This is a genomic window from Trichococcus sp. K1Tr (assembly GCF_028309625.1).
Taxonomy (GTDB): domain Bacteria; phylum Bacillota; class Bacilli; order Lactobacillales; family Aerococcaceae; genus Trichococcus.
Window position 1 is genome coordinate 493,085 of record NZ_JAQMHR010000001.1, and the last position, 26,856, is coordinate 519,940.

The window sequence follows — 26,856 nt, forward strand, 5'->3', positions numbered from 1 at the left end:
CCAAATTATAAGATATTCTGTCCAACTGCTTTTTCCACATTCTCCTGAATGCGGCTTTTCCCGATATTCAACGTACCTTTATGGTTCGGAATCAGGATGATGGCTGGTTGGACACTGCTGTCATACCTGCTCACTGTATCAGGTATCTCTTTTGCCATTTCTTCCGTCAGATAAATGATCCCATAATTCTCCATCGCCAGGCGATCTACCGTTTCACGGGCAGTCTGGGCATTATGGCATGCAAATACTGCGAAGCCCAAAATCTTAAAAGGAAGGATGGAATCTTTGTCTCCCACAACTGCAATATTATGAGCCATATACAGGTCGCATCCTCTCTCTCAATATTTGTTCATCTATCTGATTGTCTTTGCCCACCAAAATCAAGCGGATATTGGTGACTTCCTTCTCTTTGGCAAACAGATAACCCAACAAGGGAATCGGACCAAACGGTTGGTATAAGCCTTCCGCAATCAATTCATAGGTCAGTTCATCCACGAGTTTATCCAGCTTCTGTGTGTCCACTTCATTTGTTGTATCGGAAATCATATTGGATAAGCGCGTGCCGTATTCTTTGCTGAAATAATGCTTGCGCATGACCGCGCTTGGTCCGTTGATCGATTCTTCAATCAAATCGCGTTTCGAAATCGAACCTGAACTGGATAGGACCGTATAGAGAAAACCGCGGGGCTTACTTTGTTTCAGGCTTCGGATCATAGTCGAAAGATTATAGAGATCGATTATGCCGTCCACCATTTTCGTGATGCTCGGATGTTGGAGCTCGTTGCTGATGGAGCGCAGATGCCTGAAATAGTAAGTATCCATAAAGATAGTGGCCGCTTCGATGCGATGACCTTCATCGAAATCGCGGATCGCTTCTTGAACCCCTTCTATCAGAATCGGATGTTCGTCGTTGCCGTCGCCGGTTTCGACCAATTTTTTCAGACTGCCTATGGAATATTTGCCGATAGGTATCAACAGCTGTTCCAGATCTTCGCCCGAAAAACGTTGTTTCAACAACACTTTCAGGTTGTGATAGGTATAGCGCAACGCGAATAATTCCACAATCTCAGAAACAGGCGTGATGCTGAACAAGTCCTGATAGACTTCCGCCAGATGTTTCATGAGAAAAACTTCGAAATTTTTGTTCACCAGTGTTTCCTTCTCGTCAAACTCATAACCGGTACCTTTCAGAACATCCAAGGCATCTTTTAAAGAAGAGGCTTTCAGCATCCGATCGTAATCCGCTTCCGCCAATAGGTTTAATTCATAGGTGCGAAGTATCGTATTGACGCCTTTGTAATCAATCTCTTGCATAGTGCCCCTCCTTTACTTTTCGTCTTGGAATGCTAAAGTCGCCAGCTCTGCTGCAAAGTCGTTCTTTACATCTTCGATCAAATCATCAAAGCAATAGTTGTAGTCGACTCCGCCTTCCTGCAGGATGAATCCGGCTTTATTCGGAATGGACTCCTCAGAAATCTTGACAGCCGGATATTTGACCAACAGCTGCTGCAACTCTTTCCCCTTAAAGTGGGCGATCGATTTTGCACCCGGAACAATGCTGTAGGCTTTCGAATCACCAGCCTGAGCAAGCACACCGTTCAGGAATTGCGCAAAATGGGTTTCATCCCACGTGTTCATTTTTTCTAAAGCCTGCTGGAAGACCGATTTCAGGATGACCTGTTTCTCTTTCAAAACAGCATTGCGCTCTTTATTCTTCAATGTTTGTTGCTCACGGTCAAAATCATTGGCAACTTTTTTCAAAATGGCAGCTTTGCGCGCCTTTTGTTGTTCAACCAGAGTCAATCTGCTTTCTTCTATCTTTGCGACAGAAATTTTTTCAGCATCCTCCAGCTTGCTTTGTCCTTTTGCTTTTGTCTTGTTCAGAATCTGTTCAGACAAGGATTGTAGATCTTTCACGCTTTCTCATCTCCTTACTTTTTCTTCAATTCTTTTGGAGCTTTTGAGAATTAAGCGTTCAATACCATCAAGAATGAGATAACGAATCCTAAGATCGCATACGTTTCAACCATGGCAGCATAGATGATTCCTTTTGTATTTTGGTCTTCTCTCTTCGCCAAGATCTGCAGACCCGCTGTAGATACACGGCCTTGTGCGATACCTGAAGTCAAACCAGTGATAGCAATCGGCAGTCCGGCCATCAGATAGTACAAACCTTGTGCAACAGTCATTTCAGGTGACATTTGCAGATAGATCAGGAAGCCGATAACGAAACCGTACAATCCTTGCGTACCTGGCAACAGTTGCAAAATCAATGATTTACCAAATTTCTCCGGTTGTTCCTTAATCAGGCCAGCCGCAGCTTCACCTGTCATACCAACCCCTTTAGCCGAACCCGTACCAGCCAATCCAACCGCCAAAGCGACGCCTAAAGCCGCGAACATCATACCACCATTGTTGTCGATGAAATATTGTAACCATGTCATATTTTCCATTTTATAATTCCTCCAGTAGCTAAGCTTCTTTTTTATTTTTTATGTAAATGTATTTTTCTTCTGTCTTCAACGGCTTCAAAGCTTTTCCGCCGCCTTCATAAAATTTCCCGAAAAATTCGACGAACACAAGTCGCGCGCCATGAACATAGGCGCTCAGCATGGACAAACCAAAGTTAACGCTGTGGAGTAGCACAAACAAAACCGCGCCAATCGTGAACCTTGCCCCTACCGGCAAGAAGTCGATGATCATGTTGAAGGCAACCGCAATACTGCCACCAGCCACACCTAGCGCCATCAAACGTGTGTAACTGACCATGTCGCCAATATATCCGGTGATTCCATAAAGATTATACAATCCGGCACCTACGCCCAACGCTTTGTTATCGGATGCCATAGCTGTAGCAAGCACGATCGCGACCGCACTTGTGATGGCAACTGCAGCACCAACGGTCACAAGAATCTGACTAGGAAAAAGCATCTGTCCGAACAGGATGAAGATAAGGCCCACAAATATACCCAACCATCCGATGCTGTCGGAAATCGCACCAAGCGGATTTTTTTCGCGCAAGGACAGATAGGCTTTGATCCCCAAACCGAACATGATCTGAACAATACCGAACACTACCGATATCAACAGGATCGTATTGGCGTCATTGCTCGTGGACAGAAGCACAAACGGCAATTGAATCCCGAAGAAAGAGCCGTAGACCAATCCCCACAATATGGCTGGGTAGGACAGGATATGAAAGAACAGCAGATTGGTGCGCATGCTTTTATTGAAGTTCAGGAACTTCAATGCCAGTAATGTTCCGATAAGGAGCAACAGACCGTATCCGACATCCGCAATCATCATTCCGAAGAACAAAAGATAGAAAGGCGTCAATAGTGGTGTTGGGTCTATTTCGTCATATTTTGGCAAACTGTACATGGCCGTAATATTCTCAAACGGAGTGACCAGCTTATTGTTCTTCAAAACGGTTGGAATGACCGAAACATCCGAACCATCAACATCATCAACCGTCAGTGCGTACTCATTCTCAGCGACAGTATTCGTCAACGCCAGCTTGATTTCTTTGACTTTATCTTCCTCAAGCCATCCTTGGATAACGAAGAGATGTTTCTCATTGACCAGCAATTGCTGGCTTTTGATCCGCTGCAGTTTTGCATAATAAAACTCGGACAGTAGCATTAACTGCCACTCTTCTGCTTTCATGTCGGAAAGATCCGCCAACAACTGTTTGTTTGCTTCACGGTTATCCTGAATGCGGCTTTGAACATCCGCCAATGCCTCTGCAGGCGGCAAATCATACTCATACGTTAAAGGTTGGAAATGATTGCTGTCCAACAAAGCGTTTACATCAATAACTTTTGACGGATCATAGAAAATCACCGCTCCAAATGAATCTTTGTTCTGGAAGATTTCTTCCGTATAGACCAAGGGATTGGAAGTCACGTTTGTGATGTAATCGTTGGAGAGCGTCTGAGGAATCGTGCCCACTTTGACCGCGATGTGTTCGAATGCTGCTGTATCTCTCGGATTGAATGATAATTTTTTCCATAAAAGCAGGAAATCCTCTTGTTCATAAAGATGTTTCTTAGAATCTTCGAGTTTCTTCTGTTCGGCTTTCAGACCCAACACTTTATCCAGAACATTGTCGGAAGAAAATTCGCCCACAGCCTTTTCCAGTTCTTCCAAAGACAAGGATTGTCTAGGGATTGTATACTGTTTGATCAAAGACTCTTTCTTCAGATACGACTTCAAGAAAGATAAGGCTTCCGTGACATTTTCCAGATAACTTTCGGTCTTCTTGATGTTTTGCTCAATTGACTCTCGTTCTTTAGGCGATAAGGATTGCAAATTTTCTTTTGCAGCAGGCAAATCGATGACTTCTAAGCTTTGCAATGTCTGGATAGCCGTCAATAGCTGCTCTTTTTTTTCGTGAAAAGAAATGAGAGTAACTTTTTTCATTTTAGCGATTGCCATATTTCCTCATCACCTCCCCAATTACGGCATTCACAAGTTCTTCTTCTTTCGCTTTAAACCGAGTCTGCAACTTCTCGATTTCCGATTTTTCACTTTCTGCGGAAGCGTTCTTGAGAATTGCCAGTTGCTCTGATTTTTTCGCAAGTTCTTCGGATTGAAAAGTAGCTAATTCCTTTTCGATATTCCTTTTCATTTCGCCTATTTTATCTTGCGTGTTCTGTTCCAGTTTGCGCAGCTTGTTCTGGTAATCCAATTCCAGATCAGTTGCTTCCTGCTCAATCTTTTTTACTTCATCAAATATTTGCATCTTTCATTCCACCTCCGTCCCTCATTTGATTGTCCTTAGGAAAAAAATTTTTCCAATCAGTATTTTCATTATACAGTTATTGTAACGGCCGTTCAAATCTATTTGAACGCGAATTCCAGCGTTTTCAACAATCACTGCAGATTATCTAATAGGAAGAAACTTTCTTAAATTTTCTCAAAATGTTAAATGAACATTTTGTGAACAAAACGCCCTAGAAGCATGCCTCGATGCAGACAATCCTCAAGGAATCTCTTTTGTGGCCTGTTTTTTCCGGTGGTTCCTCCCAGTAATGTGAGCAATTTTTGCCTCCTTCAAAATCAATAGATGGCCAACACGTTCTTTCCATGCCGCTATTTTACTTGATAAAGGGGAGTTATTGGGCCATTTGCGGCCGAAACAACAAAACTGCAGGCTGAGTTGCACGTCTGCTTTCCTGAAATTTTTTTGAGCGCAAAATAAATAGCTTGCAAAAAAGAACAGATGTTCTTATAATAGGGATACAAGACAAACACATGTTCGGAGGAACCAATATGCAAAACTACATCTATCCGGTATCCAATAATAATGAAACTCCATCCAAAAAATCATACCTGCGCCCACTACCATCCGTCCAATCCATCAATGAAGCTATCCTGGATAAAGTGATGCCGATTCATCAGGTTGTCCGTTTCGCTAATCAAGCCTTTGAAAATCATACCCCCGTGTATGTTGTGATCGAAGAAAAACAGGGACCGAAATCATATACAAGAACACTGGTATGGGGCAAGTTCAATTCCCGCGTAACCCCAAAAAGGCAGGTTATGTTCACAACCGCCGATAAAAAAGTGACTTATCTGCTGAACATCAGCCAAATATTGGCCATCCAACTTGGTTGATTTCCATCAGTTGATGATATATCCATAGACAAAAAGGAGAAGTACAAGGCACCCCGTCTTTTAACGGAATGCCTTGTACTTCTCTTTTTTTCATCTCAATTCCCTAAAGTATCGGCGACAGCAATCTGGAAAAAGCCTGCTTGAATTTCCGGCCCTTTGATTGTTTTGCGAAGTAATCATGGGTTGCGCGTATGCACTCCTCCTGGTCTTCTTCAAAATTTGCGATCAGTTCTTCGGCCACTTCACGATCATAAATAAAGGCATTGATCTCAAAATTCAGTTTGAAGCTACGTACATCCATATTTGCCGTGCCTAACGATACAATTTCATCGTCGACCACGATCACTTTTGAATGCAGGAAACCGTTCTGGTACATATAGACTTCGGCACCGTATTCTATGATGTCTTTGGCAAAATATTCCGTTGCCCGATAGACGAAAGGATGATCCGGCTTCGAAGGGATCATGATTTTGACGCTTACACCGGATAAGGCCGCGATTTTGAGCATTTCGTGCAGACTCTCGTCAGGTATAAAATAAGGTGTTTGTATATAGATCGATTCTTTGGCTTGGCTGATCATCTTCAGGAAACCCATTTTGATGGTCTGATCTTCGTCATCCGGCCCGCTTGCCACAATCTGCATGGCAGTATCGCCTTTTTTATCGGCAATCGGGAAATAGGCCTCTGCATAATCTTTCCGATTCTTTGGCTTGGCAACCGCATTCCAATCCATGAAGAATCGGCTTTGAAGCGTCAGGACGGCATTGCCTTCTATCTTCATATGCGTGTCCCGCCATTCGCCGAGTTCTCCTTTCCCCAAATACTCGTCGCCGATATTGAAACCGCCAAGATAAGCAACTTTGGCGTCCACCACCATTATTTTGCGGTGATTCCGATAATTCATCCGCAAGTTGACGAAAGGTATTTTTGACCCAAAAAATACTTCCGTCTTTCCGCCTAATTTTTCAAGGTTTTTGAAAAATCTTGGGTCGTTCCCTCTGCAACCCATCGCGTCGTAAACGACTAGAACTTCCACACCGGCTGCTGCCCTGTCTTCCAAAGCCGCCAGAATGCGTTTCCCCAACTCATCTGAGCGAAAAGTGTAATAAAGCATATGCACATGGTCTTCAGCTTTGTAGATGTCCTGAACGAGCGCATCAAACACACCTTCGCCGGTCTTGAATATTTCAAGTTTGTTCCCTTTAGTCAAAATGGATTCATCACTTTCCAGGAACAGGATGGCTGTTTTTTGTGCATAGTCGGTATCGACCAAACCTTGCGCCAGATCCTCATCCTCCAGCATCTCAATCTGGACCTTCGCCAACTGGGACATGCCCAAGCTTTTTTGCGTGCGCATATCATAGATGTTTTCTTTTGACATCTTTTTCCCTATAAAGAGATAGATGATGAAACCGGCCACCGGCAGCAGGTTTAAAGTCAGCAACCATGCCCAGGTGGCAGCGACGTCTCTTTTTTCCTTGAAGACGGTGATGATTGCACCGATTGTATTTAAAATGATGATTGCCGTAAATATCATTGACCAAATACTCATATAACCACTCCAAATCAACATAATGACAAAACATGTTACCCACTAATGATAGCACACGAGCCCACAAAAACAGAAAGGCGAAGTCCGGATAATTAAAATCCGTCCTTCGCCTTCTATTTTTTAATCATTTAATAGTTTCGATTTTTCTTTTCTGCTCAGGAAACGGCTGCCTTTTGGAATGTACGCTTTAGGAGCGAATTTTGCGATCAACACCAGAACGACTGCGCTGACGGCAAAAGTTGCCGCAAACGAAAGCGCCTGTCCCGGAAGGAAATGCGCAAAGGCAGAAACACCAGCAGGAACTGCTTCCTCGCTGAGGAATATGTCCGAGATCAGCGCCCAGACAAAATAGACAAGCGTTCCGAAAAAGGATGCCGTCACTATATTCAAAGCTGCATTCGGGAAACGTTTATTGTTCAATGTGCGTTGCGTGAATTTCGCGAAAAAACCGGCGATGCCCACGAAAACGAACGGTGCCGCTTGGTTCAGGATATCTGCGGCAACATCCGCCCCCTCTCCTTTGAGCGCAAACAAAGCGAGGCCGGTCAGTGTTCCTGAAACCAGTCCAAGCAATATTCCTCTGCGGAGGGAAATGAAAAGCAACGGCAACAAAGCAAAAACAACAGTGTATTCTCCAAATGGCATGGCCACATATGCCAAGGCGATTGCGAGGACAGCAAACAGAACTGCCTCGATCCAAGCCTTCGTACTATTAGAACCCATAAAGATGAATCTCTCCTTTTCAACAACGATCCGTTTCATTGCCTTTCCGGCAAACGGGCATCAGCTCTTCTTCTGATAATTGGATGCTTCCATGATGATCGGTAAAATGACCGGTTTGCGCTTCGTCTTTTCAAAAAGATAACGGCTCAACGAATCACGTATCTCTTGTTTTAACTTGGCCCAATCAAAGTCTTTCGTATGCAGATTGTCTTCCACTACTTCCCGGACGATATTCGAACTTTCCTTGACAAGCTCTTCGCTCGCTTTCATGTAGACGAAACCACGCGAAACGATTTCCGGACCCGACAAAATTTTGTTCAATCTTCTGGAGATCGTCACAACGACAACGAAGATGCCATCTTCCGACAACAGTTTGCGGTCGCGCAAGACAATATTGCCGATATCGCCGACGCCGATTCCATCGATCAGTACATTCCCGGCTGGGACTTGTCCCGTCATATGCATACGGCCTTTCGAATATTCGATGACGTCACCTTTTCCGGGGATGAATATGTTTTTGAACGGAATGCCGACTTCATTCGCCAACTGGGCATGTGCAGCCTGCATCCGGTACTCGCCTTGGACAGGCACGAAATACATAGGTCTTAGCAGGTTGATCATCAATTTCAGATCGTTCGGCGAAGCATGTCCGGATGCTTTGTATGTTCCCGATATTTCCCGCACGGACGCACCGGCGCGGTAAATCAAATTCTTGGTTTTTGCGACTGTTGTTTCCATCGCTGTGGAAGGCGTAGTCGTGATGTAAACCAAATCGCCCTCTTTAAGGTTCACTTGCTTGTGTCTGCCTTTGGACATCCGTTGCAATGCTTCCAACGGTTCCCCGCTATTGCCGGTTTCCAGCACCAAGACTTGCCCATCACGGTAATCATTGATGTTTTTCACATTCACAAGCAGATCTGGAGTCGGCAAGACCAGTTTTCCTAGTTTCATGGCGACATCGACTGTTTGAACCAAAGTCGGTCCTGTCAAAAAGATCTTACGGTTAGCTTGGAGAGCGACATCAAAAACTTGCTGAATGCGCAAAATGTTGCTTGCAACACAGGACACGATGATGCGTCCCTCAGCATTGATGAAGGTATCAAGCATTTCTTCCTCAATCTTGCGGTCACTGACATTTTCCGTTGTTGATTCGGCATCTCCGGAATCGCTCAACAGCGCCAATACTTTGCCTTCGCCGATATCCGTAATTTTGCCGTAATCGGTCCGATACATCGGGGATGCGCTTTGATCAAACTTGAAATCGCCTGTATAGACGACACTGCCTTCTTCCGTCTTCACACAGATCCCTACAGAATCAGGGATGGTATGCGTGGTTCTGAAGAACCGGACGCTGGTATTTTCAAATTCAATTTCAGTGTTCTCATCGATGACGTGGTAATCCTCAAAGCCAGTTGCCAATCCGGTTGATTCAACCGCCAGTTTTGCCAACGCGATCGTCAAACCTGTACCGAACACGGGTGCATCGATATTCTGCAATAAATAAGGCAATGCGCCTACGGCATCCGCATGACCATGCGTCAGGAAAATACCCGCTATCTTATTTTTGTTTTCCTCCAGGTACGTGAAATCAGGGATGACAACATCAATTCCCAACAATTCGTTTTCCGGATAGAGCAGACCGCAATCCAATACAAAAATTAAATCGTCCACTTCCACTAAATACATGTTTTTACCGCTTTCTCTCACACCTCCGAGAGAAATTATTCTTACTTTACTCATTGTACCACCTCTTATTTTTCAGCTTTCTATGCTGTTATCTATATTGATCGTTTGAATGCCTTCCTCCGTATTTTCGTCCCTGAAAATCAGCACTGCTGCTTTGCCGAACTGTCTTCAGGGTCTACAAGCGAATGCGTTTTCTTCGCATCCGGCTAAACGTGACCGATATCCTCTCTGTTATATTATACATGATTATCGGCAAAATTGTAGCATTTGCTTCAGTTTCTGTTGCGGTTTTCTGAAAGTGCAAAAAAGACCTGCCAAAAGGAACGGACCGGGAACGATGTTTAACCAAACACCCTCCCCGGTCCATCCTTTGACAGGCCCTGTCATATCCGATTCTTCAGTTGACGCGGCTTTGCTCATCCGTACTCAAAAATTCTACAGTAGGCCCATTTCGATCATTTTTTCAGCGATCTGCACAGAGTTCCAAGCAGCGCCCTTCAACAGGTTATCCGAAACCACCCACATATGGAATCCATTATCGACATCCACATCCTTACGGATACGTCCGACAAATGTTTCATTCTTTCCGACTGATTCGCGGGCGGTAGGATAGACTTGATTAGCTGTATCATCCTGAAGCACAACCCCTGGAGCATCTTTCAGCACTTCCCAGATATCTGCGACAGTAACGTTTTTATCGTCTACTTCAAAATAGACGGATTCCGAGTGTCCGGACATTACAGGGATGCGCACACAGGTTGCAGAGACTTTGATGTCCTTGTCGCCCATGATTTTTTTGGTTTCATTGATCATTTTCCACTCTTCATACGTGTAGCCGCCTTCGCTGAACACATCGATCTGCGGTAAAGCATTGAATGCGATCGGGAAATGTTTCTTATCGCCACCACAAGGCAGGATATTCGCGACCGGCTCTTCACCGTTCAGGACAGCTTGGGTTTGAGCTTTCAATTCTTCCAAAGCATGCAGGCCAGCTCCGCTTACCGCTTGGTAAGTGGAAACGATGACGCGATCCAAACCAAATTTTTCGCGGATCGGTTGCAAAGCCACCACCATCTGAATAGTGGAGCAATTTGGATTAGCGATCAGCCCTTTGTGTTTGCGCAAGTCTTCCGGATTCACTTCAGGAACAACCAATGGCGTTTCCGGATCCATACGAAAAGCACTCGTATTGTCGATGACGATGGCTCCAGCTTTGATTGCTGCAGGGGAGAATTGTTTCGTGATGCCGCCCCCAGCGCTGAACAAGGCAATATCGATGCCTTCAAATGAGTCATCAGTCGTTTCTTCAATCTGCAGTTCCTGTCCTCGGAAAGTCTTAACTTTGCCTACAGACCGTTTAGAAGCCAACAACTTCAAACTTTTTATCGGAAAAGAAGCGTCCTCCAACAAGCCCAGCATTTTTTCTCCAACAGCACCTGTAGCACCTACAATGGCAACATTATACTCTTTCATCATTGATCCCTCACTCATTCATTTTCTGTATTATCAATTTTTTAGGATTTGGATATCCTTCACTTAAGCATTTTACCATACTTTATTAGAATTTTTTAATCTATTTTTTAATTACCCAAAAAAACATTCCAAGCCGAAACCCCGCCTGGGCTCTCTGTTTGGAATGCTGAATGTTGACTATTTTGTTGTTTCCGATGATTTCGCGGATTTTCTGGATGCAATAAATGAACTGGGTTTCTTAATCCAAACGGACTCTTCCGTCCTCCTGCAGAATGGATTCGATTTTTTTCTGGATTTCTTCCCTGCTGTGCACACTCGCGTTTTCGCATTCGAATGCTTCATCCCCACAAATCATGCACGTTCTCGGATCATAGCCTATTTCCATTCGCTGCACCTCGATCATCTTGCCTTCTTCCAGATAAAACACGCTTATCGTGAACAGCTGGCCGAGCAAACTGCCGTCTTCTATCATGATGGCGGCTTGCTTCACAGCAGTCGGATAGGTATCGACGACGACAAAGTATTCCGGCCCTGTATCCAAATCCATCAATTTTTCATAGGTGACTTTCCATTTATTTGTCTGGATTGCATTTTTGACTTCTTGGATGCCGATTTCAGAAATCTGCCTTACGACGGCATTATATTTGACTGGTCCGGGAATATTGCATTTAAGGGAAATCAACGTCTGATTTGCGTTCGTCTTGCTGATTTCCTCTTCAAAAAAGGCACGTTGTTCCCTTGAGGCCAACACTTCCTTGAGCGTCGGCATTTGACCTTGCGAGAAAATAGATTCTGGCACCATTGCACTCATCCTTTACTGTTTTATTTTGTTCTCTGATAATACCATTATTTGTTACAAAAGCTTACATGGAAGCTTCGCGATGTCCGCAACTTTGCTGTAAAAGAGTCCTGGAGGCGAAATCGGAGCCATTATTTGACTTGGCTGCTGCTTGCACACAAGCGAATAATGAAACCACAAAAACATTTAAAGCGCTTACATTAACAAGGACGATATACTCGGAAAATATATCCATAAAATGTAGCCATAAAAATTTGTTTCTCTTTACACTATAATAACGCTTTTATGGAAAAAATTCATTGATTTAATATTAAAATCTATTATTAATCAATATTACTCTATTTGTCAGGATTATTAGAATAATTGTGGCAGGCTTTCTTACAGGCTCGGGCCTTAACTACCATCAGCAAAAAGAACAGGCATCGCCTTTTTGTGAAGGTTATGCCTGTTCTTTGCGTAAAGTATTATTCTGTTATGAGCAGTTTACTTTTCTTCCTTAGTCAGTAGTGCTTTACGGGAAAGATTGATTCTGCCTTGTCTGTCGACTTCGATGACCTTGACTTTGACTTTGTCGCCGATGGCTAGGACATCTTCGACTTCTTTGACACGTTCGTTAGCCAATTCGGATATGTGGACCATACCGTCTTTGCCTTTTGTGATTCCGACGAATGCGCCGAATTTTTCGATGCGTTTTACAGTACCCTCGTAAATTTCGCCGACCTTCACTTCATGTGTCAACTCTTCGATGATTTGTTTAGCGCGGGCAATCATCGCCGTATCAGCCGAAGCGATGCTCACGTTACCATCTTGATCGATGTCGATCTTCACGCCGGTTTCTTCGATGATGCTGTTGATCGTATCTCCACCCTTACCGATGACGACTTTGATCTTATCAGGTTTGATTTGCATCATTTCGATCTTCGGCGCATATTGGGACAATTCTTCGCGAGGAGCTGCAATCGTGCTTGTCAGCTCAGCAAGGATTTCCATCCGCGCTTTTTTCGCTTGCATCAATGCTTCAGTCAGGATTTGTTCTGTGATCCCTTGGATTTTGATGTCCATCTGCAACGCAGTGATGCCTTCGCTTGTTCCGGCAACTTTGAAGTCCATGTCGCCCAGGTGGTCTTCAAGTCCTTGGATGTCCGTCAAGACTGTGTAGTTTTCGCCTTCCATCACTAAGCCCATCGCGATACCCGCTACTGGTGCTTTGATCGGTACACCCGCGTCCATCATTGCCAGCGTGCTGGCGCAGATGCTTGCTTGTGAAGAGGACCCGTTGGATTCCAATACTTCCGAAACTAAACGGATTGTGTAAGGGAACTCGGCTTCAGTCGGGATGACTTGTTTCAATGCGCGTTCACCCAAAGCACCATGGCCGATTTCGCGGCGTCCAGGGCTTCCTGCTCTGCCGGTGCTGCCAACCGAGAATTGTGGGAAGTTGTAATGGTGGATGAATCGTTTGCTGTCTACCATGCCCAGACCATCGATGATCTGATGTTCGCCCAGTGGAGCCAATGTACAAGTGGACAATGCTTGCGTCTGTCCACGCGTGAACAATCCGGAACCGTGTACGCGCGGCAATAAGCCGACTTCTGAAGCTAACGGACGGATCTCGTCGATTTTACGGCCATCAGGGCGGATTTTATCGACTGTGATCAAACGGCGCACTTCGTCTTTTTCCATGTCTTCCACGATTTGGCGGACTTCTTTGGAGATTTGGGCAAAGTTGGCGTCATCCAGATACTTTTCGTTGAAGAACACGATTGCTTCAGCTTTCACATCTTCAATAGCGGCTTCACGAGCCAATTTCTCTTCTGTCATGATGGCTGCCGTCATGTTTTCGCCATAAGCAGCGGTAACTTCGGCTACAAGTTCAGGATTCAAAGACAAAAGTTTGACTGTCATTTTTTCCTTGCCGACTTCGGCTACGATTTTATCTTGGAAATCGCATAATTCCTGGATTGCTTTGTGGCCGAACATCAATGCCCCAAGCATGTCTTCTTCATTAACCATTGCAGCACTGCTCTCAACCATGTTGATGGCGACTCTCGAACCAGCAACGGTCAACTCGATATCGGAAGCTTCATTTTGTGGAGCGGTTGGATTCAAAACATATTCGCCATCCACACGGCCAACATTGACTCCAGCGATCGGTCCAAAAAATGGAATGTCGGAAATCGCCAATGCCAATGAAGAACCGAACATAGCAGCCATTTCCGGCGCACAATCCTGTTCAACGGACATGACAACGTTTGTGATCTGCACTTCGTTGCGGAATCCTTCAGGGAACATCGGGCGGATCGGACGGTCGATCAAACGAGCCGTCAACGTTGCGTTTTCGCTTGGGCGGCCTTCACGCTTGATGAATCCTCCAGGTATTTTACCGACTGAATACATTTTTTCTTCATAGTTCACAGTCAATGGAAAGAAATCGGTGTCTTTTGGTTCTCTTGAACCTACAGCAGCCGTCAATACGACAGTATCTCCGTATCTCACCAATACCGCACCGTTGGCTTGCTTAGCCAATTGGCCGATTTCGACTTGCAGTAAACGACCTGCCCAGTCCATTTGGAACACTTTTTTTTCTGACATGTTATCATTCTCCTTTTGCGATGCTTCCCATCTACCAACTACTAAACAAATGTCAACCTACTGATGACTATAAGCTCACATTTGTATAGTAGCGGTCTGTAGAGCGGGAGCCTCATTCCATTATAGCTGATTGCTCAGCATTTTTGCACTCATTGTCCAAAAAATCCCAAAAAATAAGCGAGATTCACAGTGGAATCTCGCTTCATATATCTTAGCCACGAAATTAACGACGTAAGCCTAATTTTTGGATTAGTTCACGGTAGCGGGGAACGTCTTTGTTACGCAAGTAAGCCAACAAGTTACGACGGTGTCCAACTTTTTTCATTAAACCACGGTAAGAATGGTGGTCTTTTTTGTGAACGCGTGCGTGCTCGTTCAAGTGGTTGATTTCATACGTAAGAACTGCGATTTGCACTTCAGGGGATCCAGTATCTCCTTCGTGAATAGCGTATTCTTTGATGATTTCATTTTTAAGTTCTTTTGAAATTGCCATTTTTTTCACCTCTTTCATAAAGTTACCTTTAACTGAGTAAAACGTTGGTGATTCGTTTAACCAAGTTGAAGGTCGTATATATAATACATGGAACAGTTTATCCTAATTCCTTACCGATTGCAAGTAAAAATCACTTTTTTATAAACCTTTGTATTCGGCTTTCAACTCCAATACCATGTCACGGATTTCTGCCGCTTTTTCAAAATTGAGGGCTTTGGCGGCTTCCCGCATTTCCCTATCCAGTTGATCGAGAGCTTCGCGGCGTTGTTCCATCGTCATCGCCTTATAGACGCTCAAAATGCTGACATCCCCTTCTGCATCTTCAGGTGTATGCGAGATGCTGATGCGGTCACGGACTTCTTTGATGATTGTAGTCGGTGTGATGCCATGCTTGATGTTGTAGGCTTCCTGCGTCGCACGGCGCCTGTTCGTTTCAAAGATGGCCCGCTCCATGGAATCCGTTATGCGGTCCGCATACATGATGACTTTCCCGTTCTCATTGCGGGCTGCTCTTCCGATCGTCTGGACAAGCGAGCGCTCGCTACGCAGGAAGCCTTCTTTGTCGGCATCCAAGATGGCGACAAGCGAAACCTCAGGAACATCCAACCCTTCCCGCAATAGATTGATGCCGATCAATACATCAAATTCTCCCAATCGGAGATTGCGGATGATTTCCGCCCGCTCCATCGTTTTGATTTCGCTGTGCAGATAATTGACTTTGATGCCGACTTCCTTCAGATAATCCGTCAAGTCTTCCGACATCTTCTTCGTCAAAGTAGTGATGAATACCCGTTCATTGCGTTCGACACGCAAATTGATTTCACTGATCAGATCATCGATTTGCCCTTTAATCGGGCGCACTTCCACAATCGGATCCAACAAGCCGGTTGGACGGATGATCTGTTGGGCAACATAAGGGCTTTGTTCATATTCGTAAGGGCCCGGTGTCGCTGAAATATAAAGGATCTGGTTGACCCGTTCCTCGAATTCCTTCAACATCAACGGGCGATTATCCAAGGTGCTCGGCAGACGGAAGCCGTATGCCACCAGCTGTTCTTTCCGCGAACGGTCCCCGTTGTACATGCCGCGTATTTGCGACATCGTGATGTGCGACTCGTCGATGACTGTCAAATAATCATCCGGGAAAAAATCAAGCAGCGTGTATGGCGGCTCTCCAGGAGCGCGCCCATCCATGTGTCTGGAATAGTTTTCGATTCCGTTGCAGTAGCCCATTTCCATCAACATTTCCATGTCGTAGTTGGTTCGCTGTTCCAAGCGTTGGGCTTCCAGCAGTTTATTTTCTTCGCGCAGCACCTTAAGGCGATCCTTCAGTTCTGCCCTGATCATGTCGACTGCATGCAAGGTCTTCTCTTCATTTGCCACGAAGTGAGTGGCCGGGAAAATGGGGAAATGTTCGACGTCGTTCTTGATTTCTCCGGTCAGCACATCGACTTCCCTGATCCGATCGATCTCATCCCCAAAAAATTCGACACGGATGGCCTCGTTGTCGCGTGATGCAAGAAAAATTTCGACCACATCCCCGCGCACACGGAACGAGCCACGCCGAAAATCGATATCATTGCGTTCAAACTGCATTTCCACCAGCCTGCGCAGCAGTTCATTCCGTTCCATCTCCATCCCTTGCCGCAACGATAAGGTATGCTCTTTATAGTCCAAGGGATTCACCAGACCATAGATGCAGGATACGGAAGCCACAACAATTACGTCACGTCTTTCCAGCAAGGAACTGGTTGCGGAATGACGCAGTTTGTCGATTTCATCGTTTACGCTGGATTCTTTCTCTATATAAGTGTCGCTGGAGGGAACATACGCTTCGGGTTGATAATAATCATAATAACTCACAAAATATTCGACGGCGTTGTTCGGGAAAAATTCCTTCAACTCGCCATACAATTGCCCGGCCAACGTTTTGTTGTGTGCAATGACGAGCGTCGGCTTGTTCACTGCCTGGATGACGTTCGCTACCGTAAAAGTCTTACCGGTCCCAGTCGCGCCCAACAATGTTTGCGCCCGTCTGCCCAGATTCAACCCATCGACGAGCTCTTTGATGGCTTCCGGCTGATCACCGCTGGGCTGGTACGGGGAAACTAATTCAAAATGATCTTTCATATTGACGATTCACCTCTTCACTTACTGTTACAACTATTTTACCACCCAAACATACTTTCGTACACTTTGGAGCTTTCGGCATCCCCGCGCATGATTTTTACCCGAAAATTTCAAAATATGTGACTCGAAATTCAGGGTCGTTGGGATTAAAAAGGGAATCTCTTTCTTTTTTTATTGCACAACCCTCAAAAATTATGTATAATATGGCATGTTGGCAAAACAGCCTAATAGTTATAGAAATAAGGAAAGAGGGGTGAACCCAATGCCAAATATCGATTCAGCAATCAAACGTGTTCGCACTAGCGAAAAAGCTAACCTACAAAACAACGCTCAAAAGAGTGCTATGCGTTCAACTATCAAGAAATTTGAAGCTGCAGTAGCAGAAGGCGCTGAAAATAGCGAAGAATTATTGAAGGCAGCAGTTAAATCTATCGATTCAGCAGCTTCTAAAAACTTAATTCATCAAAACAAAGCGTCTCGCGACATTTCTCGTTTAACTAAAAAATTAGCTAAATAATTTTTTGATTTAAGAGACTTCAAAACGAAAGGCCGAAGACACACCAGTTTAGCTGGTGCGTCTTCGGCCTTTTTCGTATGATTGTTTTACTGTTTTGGGATTGCGTTTGCATAGCGGATCAGAAACAGCTCGAATTGGATTTCCTTCAAGCCTTGTCCTGTCTTCATGTTGTATTCCGTCTCGACCAATCCCTGAAAAGCATCCGCCAGGACTTTTTCGGAAAGGTTCCTCACTTGTTGGGAAGCAAGTTTCACACGATAAGGATGGATCTTCAATACTTTGGTGATGTCGGTTTGTTGATACCCATTTTTTGAGAGCAGCTTCACTTGCAGCAACAGTCGGAATTGCCCCAGCAGGATAGCGTTGATTTTGATCGGTTCCTCTTTTTGGAGCAACAGATCCCGATAGATCTGGATGGCCAGATACGTGTTCTTGTTCAGAACCTGCGTCACCAATTCAAAAATATTTTGTTCCAGATTTCGCGGGATCAAGTCGATCACCATCTGTTTTGTGAGTTTCTTGTCTTCAGATCCGGCGAGAAACAGCTTAGGCAGCTCCCTCATTCCCCGCGACAGTTGATTTTCGATCCGCTCGTAAAATAGCTCGAGTGCGTCGCGATCCATCTGATAGCCTTCATTTTTTATCATATCCCCCAAAAATTTGCGGGCTTCTTTTTCCGCTAAAGGAGAAACATCCACAGTGACGGCCTTCTTAGCCAAGAGTTTCGATATTTTTTTTCTGCTGTCCAATTTTTCGTAAGGCGCAAAAATAGCCAGAATTGTTGAGGGCGACGGGTTCTCCAGATAACCCTCCAGCCAACCAAGATCATGCTCCAGCCCATTTTTAGGTTTTTCGGCCGTCAAAAACAGCGGGTTTTCGATGATGACCAAACGTCTTTCCCCAAAAAAAGGCAGCGACTCCGCATCTTCAAGAGCCCGATCCAACAAAGTCCCATCCATATTGAATATGCCGACATTCAAATCCTTGTCGGCTTCTTCAACCACCGTACGCAGCAACAGCTGCTTCGCTTCTTCTATAAAAAAATCTTCTTTGCCCAAAAATAAATAGACCGGCTGAAGCTGACCTTTTTTTATTTTGGACATCTCCGTTGTATAATTCACGCTTGGACCACCATTCATCATTTTTATTTTTTGTTCTCCAAAATGGTTCGCCATTCTGTTTCTTCTGACCCATACAGGAAGTGGATAGCGCCCTGTCGATCCGTGCGAAATATAGGGATATTCCGCAATTCCAGGCGTTCCAGTATTTCCGCATCCGGATGACCATACCGGTTCTGTTTCCCTGCGGATATCAAGGCTAATTCAGGTTGGACATGATCCAAAAAGCCTTCCGAACTGGATGTTGCGCTCCCGTGGTGGCCAATTTTCAGGATATCGGTTTTCAAATCAGGATAAGTGCGCATCAGCAAATCTTCCCCTTCTTCTCCAAGATCGCCCGTGAACAGCCAATCCAAACCGCCTATGCTTGCTTGGATGACCAATGAGTCCTCATTTCCGCCTTCGCCCGGCGCTAAAGGTGCCAGGATGTGAAAAACAAAATCAGTATCAATCTCTAGGTCGACCTTGCCCAATAAAGGGAATAGCGCCACTTGATGTTGACTTTGCAGTTCAAGAAGCACTGCGGCGAACGCCGCATTCCCTTCCGCTCCTTTAGGGAAATAAACCGCATCGATCGGCAACCCTTCAGCGAGTTCCCGCAACGAACCGACATGATCCTGATCGGCATGTGTGAGAAAGACCTTGTCCAATTTTTTCACGCCTTCGGCTTTCATGATCGACACCAGCTTTTCTCCTGCTGTGGTCGCTGTTTCCCGGACTTGCCAGGCTTCATTTTCAAAAGTCAGCATGCCACCCGTATCTATCAGAACGGCCCGACGATGAAAGGGCGTTATAATCAGAATGGCATCCCCCTGCCCCACATCAAGCATGACGACTTTTCCGGAAGGATCAAGCTGATGGGCGAAAGAAAACAAACCGACAGCAACCATCAGGAAACAGAGCACGCGGATATCCTTTTGTTTCTTTTCAACGCTCAGCAAGAGCAGAATCAAGGCAATCCAGACCAGCGCAAAATAAACGGCCGGCGGCCTCCCTGTAACGAGTGACGCAAAATCCAAATCCGCGGCTGCTCCAGCGAAGTTTTCCAATAAGGTGAGCAACTTATCGGACACGGCGCAGAGCAATCCCAGCAACGGGGTTCCCGGGAAAAAAAGCACTGCGAAGAACAACAACCAAAACAGCGGAAAAAGCAACCAAGAAAAAAAGAACGAAAAGATCACATTCACAAAGATCCCGAGCCACGAGACCTCAAAAAAATGATAGGCGACGATAGGAAAGGATGCCAATGTCATCAGGGCCGTCAAACAGATGTCCTTCAATAGCCCGTTCATTTTCCATTCCGAACTGACCGGAGTCACGAAATACAATAACCCGGCCAAAAGATAGCTCAATTGGAAACTTGCCGAATAGATCAGCAGCGGATTGTAAAAAACAGCAATCATCACAGTAAGTGCGAAGGCATCCTTCGCTTCAACCCGATGGCCGGTGATTTTCCCCATCAAAAGGATAAAATGCGTACAGATAGCCCGGAACACACCGATTCCCCACCCGGTCAACACACCATAAGCGATCAAAAAAATAACCAGCAGCTTATCCGTGGTCTCATGGCTGACTTTCATCCGCAGCAGGATAAAGCGCATCTGGGACAGCAACAGCTGGATATGCATACCGGAGATGGAAAAAAGATGCAATAAACCGATCCCACGATAGGCATCCAAAGTATCCCCCGCAATGGCATGCGACTGATTGAATAACATGGTTTGGATGTAGTCGGTCGTCTGGACAGCAGGCAACTTTTCCAACATCAAGATGATGGATCTCCTGATGCTGCTGGGCCAGGACCGGAAAGAACGATCCTCGCTCCGGAACTGCATCGCTTCGACCGTGACGACCCAATGGATGCTTTTCGCATTCAGATAATCTTCAAAATCAAATTGGTGCAGATTCCGCTCAGCTTCCGGCTCCTCCAGCTGGACTGTGGCAACGACCCGCTGGGGAAATCGCTGTTGTTCCCAGTTGAACTTTTCTTCTTCCGTTTCGATCGTGTAATAGAAATAAACGGTTTCTTTCTTGCCTTCCGATTGCAGCAGGGCTTCCCCTGTCAACAAATCGCCGTTGATCCGCATATCGTTCGGGTCCAACTGCAGCGCAGCTGTTCTGATCGATTCCGCTTCCTGAGCAGAGAACGCAGATGCGCTTGACCAGTCGTGGACCAGCAAGCTCAAAAAACTTGCGGTCACCACCGCGGCAGCAATGACGTTCAAAACCTTGGATCGCATAAAGAAAAGGCGCGCAAAAAGGGCAAACAGCAGTACCCATGCAAAAATGTTGGTTCCGTCAAACCCGATAATGGTCACCGGGAAGACGAGCAAGGCAGGCAAAAGCAGATAGCCTTTAATGGTCAGTCGTCATGATGCCCGCAACAAGCAGCAGAGCCATCATCTGATTGTTCTTTTCGTTTCAGTAATTGAGAAAAATAATCCGGATCGAGGGGGACTTGTTCATACGGAATGTCCATTGCATCCAAAAGATGGACAGCGTAGGAGTCATTATGATAGTCTTCCAAATAGTAGATTTTCTTGATCCCGGCCTGCAAAATCATTTTCGTGCATTGCAGGCAAGGAAAATGCGTCACATATATTTCCGCATCCTGGGTCTGGGCGCCGAATTTGGCGCACTGCAGGATTGCATTCATTTCCGCGTGGATGGTGCGGACACAGTGCCCATTCACAACATAGCAGCCCTCATCGATGCAGTGGACATCGCCGGAAACACTTCCGTTGTATCCTCCGGCTATGATGCGTTTGTCTCTGACGATTGTGGCACCGACCTCCAAGCGTTTGCAAGTGCTCCTCAGCGAGAGCAGCACGCTTTGTGCCATAAAATATTGATTCCAAGGAATTCTTTCCATGCAGTAACCTCCATCCATATATAAAATTAAGTATACAAGAGCCGCCCCCTTGATTCAATTTTATTTTGCTCCGACCGTGATTAGATTTTCAAACCCCTCGAAGGTTTTTTCACCGATTCCTGAAACTTCCATTATTTCCTCGATCGTCTGGAAAGAGCCGTTCTCCTCTCGGTACGCGATGATGAGCGCAGCCTTTTTTTCACCAATGCCATTCAATGTCTGCAGCAATACCGCATCTGCCGTATTGATGTCCACTTTTTCGGTTCCAGCCGCCCCATTTCCACTCTCTTGTTCGACCAGCGGATTTTCCGTCACTGCAATCGGCCGCTCCGCTTCTTCCCCGATTGCAGGAATATAGATCACCATCTGATCCGTCACGCGCTGGGACAGATTCACTGTGTCTGCAGCAGCCGTTTCACTCAAGCCACCCGCCAAATCAATGATGTCAATGACGCGCATATCGGCCTCAGCCCGGTATACACCCGGATTTTTTACGGCACCTTTGATGTCGACGATGATGATTTCCTGGATCGGCTCCGACTCTTCCGGCTGCTCTGGCGACTGATTCGACTCAGCAGAGCTTGCCGCCAGATAGGTTTCATCCAACTGCAGCTCCCCTGTGCCGGTTTCTGCCGTATTGCCATATATCAATCTGCCCAAGCCAAAGAGACATACGGCGATAAACATAAACAAAACGGCAACTCTGATCACTTCCTGTTTATGGCAAGCAAGCCATTCCCGAATAGCATCCAAGCTATCCCTCCTTTCGCATCCATTGACAACATACGCGAAAAGGCGCAGGAACATTCAGCAGTCCGAAAAAATGATCCATCTGGTCGCCAAACAAAAAGGTTGGGAAAAGAACCAGCGGCTCCTCTCCCAACCTTATGCAAATGCTCGATTCATTCCGATATTTTTTTACCCTTGAACGCGCTGTCCTGGAATTTCTGAAGGATAGCGGCGTTGATGTTGGCAGGCACCAAGGTGGATACATCCCCGCCGAACATCGCTACTTCCTTGATCAAGCTGGAACTGAGGTAGCGATAGTTTTCCGAAGACAACAGGATTACAGTCTCCAGATCCGGGGCCTGCAATTTGTTCATCGAGGCAATGCTGTGTTCATACTCGAAGTCCTTTACGTTTCGGACCCCGCGCAAAAGTGCGCAGGCACCGACATCCCTTGCCATTTCGATCGTAAGCCCACCTGTATGGCGGATGACACGGACCTGTTGAAAGTCACGCAAAGCTTCGGCAACCAACTGGATTCTTTGCTCACCGTCAAATAATGATTGTTTGGATGTGTTGGTCGACACTGCAACAACGATTTCGTCGAAAACAATGGCTGCACGGGAAAGCGTATCGATGTGCCCGTTCGTCAAAGGGTCGAAACTCCCCGCAAATAGCGCTGTTTTTTTCATGGAATCAACCTTCCTGATTGTAGTCGAACATTTCGATAGCGATGGTCCCATAAACGGCACGCTTCCATTTCCCGTACGGGCCGATCTGTTCAGGCAACGTGTTCTCCTTTGCCATTTCACAGACAAATACGGTTTCTTCGTTGACTAACTGCAAAGCGATCATTTCAGTGATGTCAGCCACTGTCTTTTCTTCAGCATACGGCGGATCAAGAAAGACCAAAGAAAATTGCGTGTTCGGGTTTTCCGAGGCGAAGACACGCAGATTTTTCCGCGCATCCCCTGCATAAACAGTGAATTTCTCCGCTTCCTTTGTGACAGCGATGTTTTCCTTGATCGTATCAAGCGCTTTTCGGTTCTTTTCGAACAACACCGCTCTGTCGATCCCGCGGGAAACTGCTTCAATCGACAAGCCGCCGCTGCCTGCAAACATATCCAGGCTGATTCCGCCATCAAAGAACGGACCGATGATATTGAACAAGGACTCTTTGACTTTGTCCGTTGTTGGGCGTGTATTGCTGCCAGGAACGCTTTTCAATCTGCGCCCTTTGTATTCTCCTGCGATAACTCGCATCTGTCCTCACCTACAAACAAATATTTTTTATTTCGATATGCATTCTAAAAAGAATAAGTCTTCGTTTCAAAAGCGGACACGTTGTATTCCGCTTCAGGATTACTGCGATCTTTCCTGTCAGGAAGAGCATTCTTCAGGGTCATGTCGATTTCAGGACGATGCGACAATTCGACTTTCCTGACAAAATGCAGACTGTTCAATTTCTCTGCTGTAGCCTGTGCCTCTTCTTGGTCGACGTACAATAAGACATACTTCATTCTGTTGGAAACATAATGGATATAGCCGTATCTTTTCAAATTTTTGATCTGTCTCAAGGTATAGACCCAGACGACGATGCCCTGCCTTTTGGTGACTTCTAAACTCATATGTTTACCCCCTACTGGAAATATGTATCTGACAAGCTGCAGGCATGTTTGATTCCCCTGATTGAAAAAATGGGTCCCCTGCAGAAACCAATATATTCGGTGAAATGGCATGCGCCAATCGCTCGGAAACCTTGTCCAAAAGCAGTTGTAATTCACGTTCCGCTGTCCGAAAGCGATAGACGGATTCATCCAAGTCCATGATCCGCTTCGCCTTGTAAACGCGTTGTTTGATTTCCGCATAATCCGGTGCAAAGTCAGGGTAGGCTTCGACCCGTTCGTATGCCTCTTTCGCTTCATTGAATGCCCTTATCTTAGCGTTGGCCTCTTCATTTTTTGCCAGAAGACGCTTTGCTTCCTTATAAGATGACATAGTTTCTCCGCTGCAGATTGCTTCCACAAGCCGGAATGTTTGGTCTTCCAACGCAAAGTACGCTTCATTGATGATCATCTTATTCCCCTGCCTCGTATGTTGATAATGTCTACTTTGTAGTATAGCTTGAAACAACGGGCGACTCAACCGTTTTTTATGGACCTACAGACTGTTCGCTCAAAAGGATCAATTGGTAATGCTCGTTGGCCGCGACGGAGTAGTGCGTCAGATAGTCATTAAAAATCACGTTATCCACTTGCAGCAACTTCAGGAAGAGCGCAGGAACACTGTAGCCTTCGTCATCAAAAACAAAGGCCGTCCGCTTATCCGGGGCAACTTCCGCTAATTTTTTCTCGATGCGTTGATCAGATAACGTGAAGGCTGCCGTAAAATCGTTGACTCCTGCTTCACTCGGCATAAGTTCGAGCGCAGCCGAAAGCAACTCTTCGGATTCCTGGAACATCGCCAAACCTCTGCGTTCCCGCAGTACGCCCAACATGCTTTTGATTTGCAGGACATTTTCCTCATCCGCAGCTACGCTTCGCTCCCAGTCGTCACGTCCGACTTCATAGGATTCGTCTGAGACGACAGGATAATATTCCAAATCCAGCAGCGCCTCATTCGAAAGGAAGTACATCCCATAAACCGTTTCTGTCACGTCATCAAACAGCAAAATCACAAAGCTGTCATTCTCGAACTGAATCAACGGCGTCAATTTTTGTTGTTTTTTGGACAATGCCAGTTCATAAGGCGTATCACCGACAGTAAGCTGAAAATCCCGTGCCAGGTAACCCTCATCGAGTACATTTTCCTGCGTCATGCCGATTGTGTACATGCCCGTTTCGATTTTGTTCCCCAAAATATACAGGGAGCGGATGATATTATCCTTGACGCCTATTTGGATATAGTCCGCAGCATTTGTTCCGAATACCCACCACTCACCATCTCCGTAGGCTTTGCCGACGCGAATCGGCTCCCCGTGCCTAGCCGTGTAGGCGGCAATGGGCTGACCGATGTAAGATTCATAGCCCGTAACCGGCAAAGGATACCCTTCATTTTCATCAATGGATGCTTGCTCGTTCCTCACGATGCTTGCAGGCGGCGTGGTTCGTTCCCCATTGTCCACATAGAGAGGGAGCGCATAGGCTATGAAAGTGAACAAAATGAAAAGTGATGCTACTTTGATGGAAAATTTCATCCCTATCCCTCCTTGTGATTTCTGAACGTAAGATGGTATGGAATACCACGATAAATCCTATTATACTCTATTTTTGCTCGATACGAAAAGCTTTCCGGCAGCTGATGCTCCGAGGCATCCGCAGGTTACGGAAGCGAAGTACCCATTCAAAAAAAAGAGCCGGATTCCCGGCTCTTCTTCCTGCTTATTTTGGTTGTTTGGAAATCTGATCGTTGATGTACATATTGTTGACCAGTCCGACGGAAACGGCAGATACCAACAAACTGGATCCTCCGTAGCTGACGAACGGAAAGGTGACTCCGGTCAATGGCATCATTCCGGTCGCACCCCCAACATTGATGACTCCCTGAACCAGGAACATAGTGCCGATTCCGATACAGACCAGTTGGGCAAACGGATCTTTGATTTTGATCGCATCCTTAAAGATACGATAGACCATATAGAAAAACAGCACCAAAACGAATACTACACCCACCAGGCCCAACTCTTCCCCGACGATGGACAAGATGAAATCGGTGTGGGGTTCCGGCAGATAGCCTGACTTCTGGATGCTTTCACCGATGCCTACACCGAAAAGGCCGCCCCTGCTTAAAGCGTAGTACGAATTCACCACTTGGTACCCGGAATCCTGTATGTCGGCAAACGGATCGATGAATGATGTGATCCGTTCCATCTGATAGGAATGGAAGAAAGGGATGCTGCTCCCGAATGTTTTCACCATGACGATGATCAGACCATAAATCGCTCCGATTGCCCCAAAAATCATTACCCCATATTTGACTTTGATGCCGCTGTGAAGGAACAGCACGAGGCAGATAAAAGCAATGATGGCAGCCCCGCCGAGATCGGGCTGCAAGAAGACCATTATCACTGCTGCCGCCGTAATCAGGAGCGGTTTCTTCATCGTATCGTAAAAAACATCATTGATGAGGGACTGGTGTTTGGAAATGAACCAGGACAAGTAAAGGATCAGGTTCAATTTCATGAACTCCGCAGGTTGGAACCCGATTGTTCCAAAGTAGATCCAGCCGCGCGCCCCTTTCGTTGCCGTACCCGGCCAAAGCAAAAGGTAAGCCAAGATGCCGAAAAGAATGTACAAAACAAACATCAGCAGCTTTTCATTTTTGAACAGACGTTTTGAGAGAAATGAAACGAACAGCGCACCGAACAGACCCAGGACGGCGAATAACATTTGCCTGTAGAAGAAGTGTTCCGAATTATTGTAATCCGTCATGGCGCGGTAACTGCTGGAACTGTAGACCATCAGTATCCCGAAACCCGACAGGATGATGTATGGGATCAGAAGACGCCAATCCATATAGGAGAATTTTTTCTTGATTGCATATTTAATCATGTAGAC

26 protein-coding genes are annotated in these 26,856 nt (G+C 45.8%); 2 read left to right on the forward strand and 24 right to left on the reverse strand.

The window, feature by feature from the left end:
* Window positions 1-5 precede the first annotated feature (5 nt).
* The 6 genes from PH235_RS02260 to PH235_RS02285 are packed head-to-tail and all read right to left on the reverse strand — an operon-like array spanning window position 6 to window position 4,744.
* Complete coding sequence (locus PH235_RS02260) at window positions 6-317, reverse strand: V-type ATP synthase subunit F (protein WP_086985312.1); 312 nt, start codon at window positions 315-317, stop codon at window positions 6-8.
* Window positions 307-1,314: a V-type ATPase subunit gene (locus tag PH235_RS02265; RefSeq protein WP_272160833.1), complete on the reverse strand. Its 1,008-nt coding sequence runs from the start codon at window positions 1,312-1,314 to the stop codon at window positions 307-309. The genes PH235_RS02260 and PH235_RS02265 overlap by 11 nt, the downstream gene beginning before the upstream one ends.
* A gap of 12 nt (window positions 1,315-1,326) precedes the next feature.
* Window positions 1,327-1,917, reverse strand: coding sequence for a V-type ATP synthase subunit E (locus PH235_RS02270; RefSeq protein ID WP_272160834.1), 591 nt, complete (start codon window positions 1,915-1,917; stop codon window positions 1,327-1,329).
* 50 nt (window positions 1,918-1,967) lie between these two features.
* Entirely contained in the window at window positions 1,968-2,444 is a 477-nt protein-coding gene (locus PH235_RS02275; protein WP_425445653.1) for a V-type ATP synthase subunit K, read from the reverse strand.
* A 28-nt stretch (window positions 2,445-2,472) separates the two neighbouring features.
* Complete coding sequence (locus PH235_RS02280) at window positions 2,473-4,437, reverse strand: V-type ATP synthase subunit I (RefSeq protein WP_272160835.1); 1,965 nt, start codon at window positions 4,435-4,437, stop codon at window positions 2,473-2,475.
* A complete protein-coding gene (locus PH235_RS02285; RefSeq protein ID WP_086628168.1) occupies window positions 4,424-4,744 on the reverse strand; it encodes a hypothetical protein in 321 nt (106 codons plus the stop codon). Before PH235_RS02285 ends, PH235_RS02280 begins: the two co-directional genes overlap by 14 nt.
* 530 nt (window positions 4,745-5,274) lie before the next feature.
* Here PH235_RS02285 and PH235_RS02290 point away from each other — a divergent pair.
* Window positions 5,275-5,619: a hypothetical protein gene (locus PH235_RS02290; RefSeq protein WP_272160836.1), complete on the forward strand. Its 345-nt coding sequence runs from the start codon at window positions 5,275-5,277 to the stop codon at window positions 5,617-5,619.
* Between the two features lie 103 nt (window positions 5,620-5,722).
* Here PH235_RS02290 and cls read toward each other — a convergent pair whose 3' ends face one another.
* From cls to uvrB, 8 genes are all read right to left on the reverse strand, one after another.
* A complete protein-coding gene (gene cls / locus PH235_RS02295; protein WP_272160837.1) occupies window positions 5,723-7,171 on the reverse strand; it encodes a cardiolipin synthase in 1,449 nt (482 codons plus the stop codon).
* A 120-nt stretch (window positions 7,172-7,291) separates the two neighbouring features.
* A complete protein-coding gene (locus PH235_RS02300) occupies window positions 7,292-7,894 on the reverse strand; it encodes an energy-coupled thiamine transporter ThiT (protein WP_272160838.1) in 603 nt (200 codons plus the stop codon).
* 60 nt (window positions 7,895-7,954) lie between these two features.
* Window positions 7,955-9,634 carry a ribonuclease J gene (locus tag PH235_RS02305; protein ID WP_272160839.1) on the reverse strand — a complete coding sequence of 560 codons (1,680 nt, stop codon included), beginning with the start codon at window positions 9,632-9,634 and terminating at the stop codon, window positions 7,955-7,957.
* Window positions 9,635-10,015: 381 nt separating this feature from the next.
* Window positions 10,016-11,056 carry an aspartate-semialdehyde dehydrogenase gene (locus tag PH235_RS02310; protein WP_272160840.1) on the reverse strand — a complete coding sequence of 347 codons (1,041 nt, stop codon included), beginning with the start codon at window positions 11,054-11,056 and terminating at the stop codon, window positions 10,016-10,018.
* A 235-nt stretch (window positions 11,057-11,291) separates the two neighbouring features.
* Window positions 11,292-11,855, reverse strand: a complete 564-nt coding sequence (citX, locus tag PH235_RS02315) for a citrate lyase holo-[acyl-carrier protein] synthase (protein WP_272160841.1) — start codon at window positions 11,853-11,855, stop codon at window positions 11,292-11,294.
* Window positions 11,856-12,335: 480 nt separating this feature from the next.
* Window positions 12,336-14,444 carry a polyribonucleotide nucleotidyltransferase gene (gene pnp, locus PH235_RS02320; RefSeq protein WP_272160842.1) on the reverse strand — a complete coding sequence of 703 codons (2,109 nt, stop codon included), beginning with the start codon at window positions 14,442-14,444 and terminating at the stop codon, window positions 12,336-12,338.
* A 223-nt stretch (window positions 14,445-14,667) separates the two neighbouring features.
* Window positions 14,668-14,937 (reverse strand): 30S ribosomal protein S15, encoded by a 270-nt coding sequence (gene rpsO / locus PH235_RS02325; RefSeq protein ID WP_086628176.1) that lies wholly within the window; start codon window positions 14,935-14,937, stop codon window positions 14,668-14,670.
* A 138-nt stretch (window positions 14,938-15,075) separates the two neighbouring features.
* The gene (uvrB, locus tag PH235_RS02330; RefSeq protein ID WP_108031459.1) at window positions 15,076-17,067 is read right to left on the reverse strand and encodes an excinuclease ABC subunit UvrB; all 1,992 of its coding nucleotides are present in this window, start codon (window positions 17,065-17,067) and stop codon (window positions 15,076-15,078) included.
* A gap of 262 nt (window positions 17,068-17,329) precedes the next feature.
* Between uvrB and rpsT the strand changes: the two genes are divergently transcribed.
* Window positions 17,330-17,584 (forward strand): 30S ribosomal protein S20, encoded by a 255-nt coding sequence (rpsT, locus tag PH235_RS02335; RefSeq protein ID WP_106448735.1) that lies wholly within the window; start codon window positions 17,330-17,332, stop codon window positions 17,582-17,584.
* Window positions 17,585-17,670: 86 nt separating this feature from the next.
* Here the strand turns inward: rpsT and holA are convergent, their stop codons facing one another.
* The 10 genes from holA to ftsW form a co-directional block, all read right to left on the reverse strand.
* Window positions 17,671-18,705, reverse strand: a complete 1,035-nt coding sequence (holA, locus tag PH235_RS02340) for a DNA polymerase III subunit delta (RefSeq protein WP_272160843.1) — start codon at window positions 18,703-18,705, stop codon at window positions 17,671-17,673.
* Between the two features lie 23 nt (window positions 18,706-18,728).
* Window positions 18,729-21,044, reverse strand: a complete 2,316-nt coding sequence (locus PH235_RS02345) for a DNA internalization-related competence protein ComEC/Rec2 (protein WP_272160844.1) — start codon at window positions 21,042-21,044, stop codon at window positions 18,729-18,731.
* 20 nt (window positions 21,045-21,064) lie between these two features.
* Window positions 21,065-21,574 carry a ComE operon protein 2 gene (locus tag PH235_RS02350; RefSeq protein WP_106448737.1) on the reverse strand — a complete coding sequence of 170 codons (510 nt, stop codon included), beginning with the start codon at window positions 21,572-21,574 and terminating at the stop codon, window positions 21,065-21,067.
* A 60-nt stretch (window positions 21,575-21,634) separates the two neighbouring features.
* Complete coding sequence (locus PH235_RS02355; protein ID WP_272160845.1) at window positions 21,635-22,327, reverse strand: helix-hairpin-helix domain-containing protein; 693 nt, start codon at window positions 22,325-22,327, stop codon at window positions 21,635-21,637.
* A gap of 149 nt (window positions 22,328-22,476) precedes the next feature.
* Window positions 22,477-22,992 (reverse strand): pantetheine-phosphate adenylyltransferase, encoded by a 516-nt coding sequence (gene coaD, locus PH235_RS02360; RefSeq protein ID WP_272160846.1) that lies wholly within the window; start codon window positions 22,990-22,992, stop codon window positions 22,477-22,479.
* A 4-nt stretch (window positions 22,993-22,996) separates the two neighbouring features.
* Complete coding sequence (gene rsmD / locus PH235_RS02365) at window positions 22,997-23,563, reverse strand: 16S rRNA (guanine(966)-N(2))-methyltransferase RsmD (RefSeq protein WP_272160847.1); 567 nt, start codon at window positions 23,561-23,563, stop codon at window positions 22,997-22,999.
* A gap of 44 nt (window positions 23,564-23,607) precedes the next feature.
* Window positions 23,608-23,928 carry a YlbG family protein gene (locus PH235_RS02370; protein WP_107995846.1) on the reverse strand — a complete coding sequence of 107 codons (321 nt, stop codon included), beginning with the start codon at window positions 23,926-23,928 and terminating at the stop codon, window positions 23,608-23,610.
* Between the two features lie 4 nt (window positions 23,929-23,932).
* Window positions 23,933-24,376, reverse strand: a complete 444-nt coding sequence (locus tag PH235_RS02375; protein WP_272160849.1) for a YlbF family regulator — start codon at window positions 24,374-24,376, stop codon at window positions 23,933-23,935.
* A gap of 76 nt (window positions 24,377-24,452) precedes the next feature.
* Complete coding sequence (locus PH235_RS02380; protein ID WP_272160850.1) at window positions 24,453-25,496, reverse strand: CAP-associated domain-containing protein; 1,044 nt, start codon at window positions 25,494-25,496, stop codon at window positions 24,453-24,455.
* A 184-nt stretch (window positions 25,497-25,680) separates the two neighbouring features.
* Window positions 25,681-26,850, reverse strand: coding sequence for a putative lipid II flippase FtsW (gene ftsW / locus PH235_RS02385; RefSeq protein WP_272160852.1), 1,170 nt, complete (start codon window positions 26,848-26,850; stop codon window positions 25,681-25,683).
* Window positions 26,851-26,856: the final 6 nt, after the last annotated feature.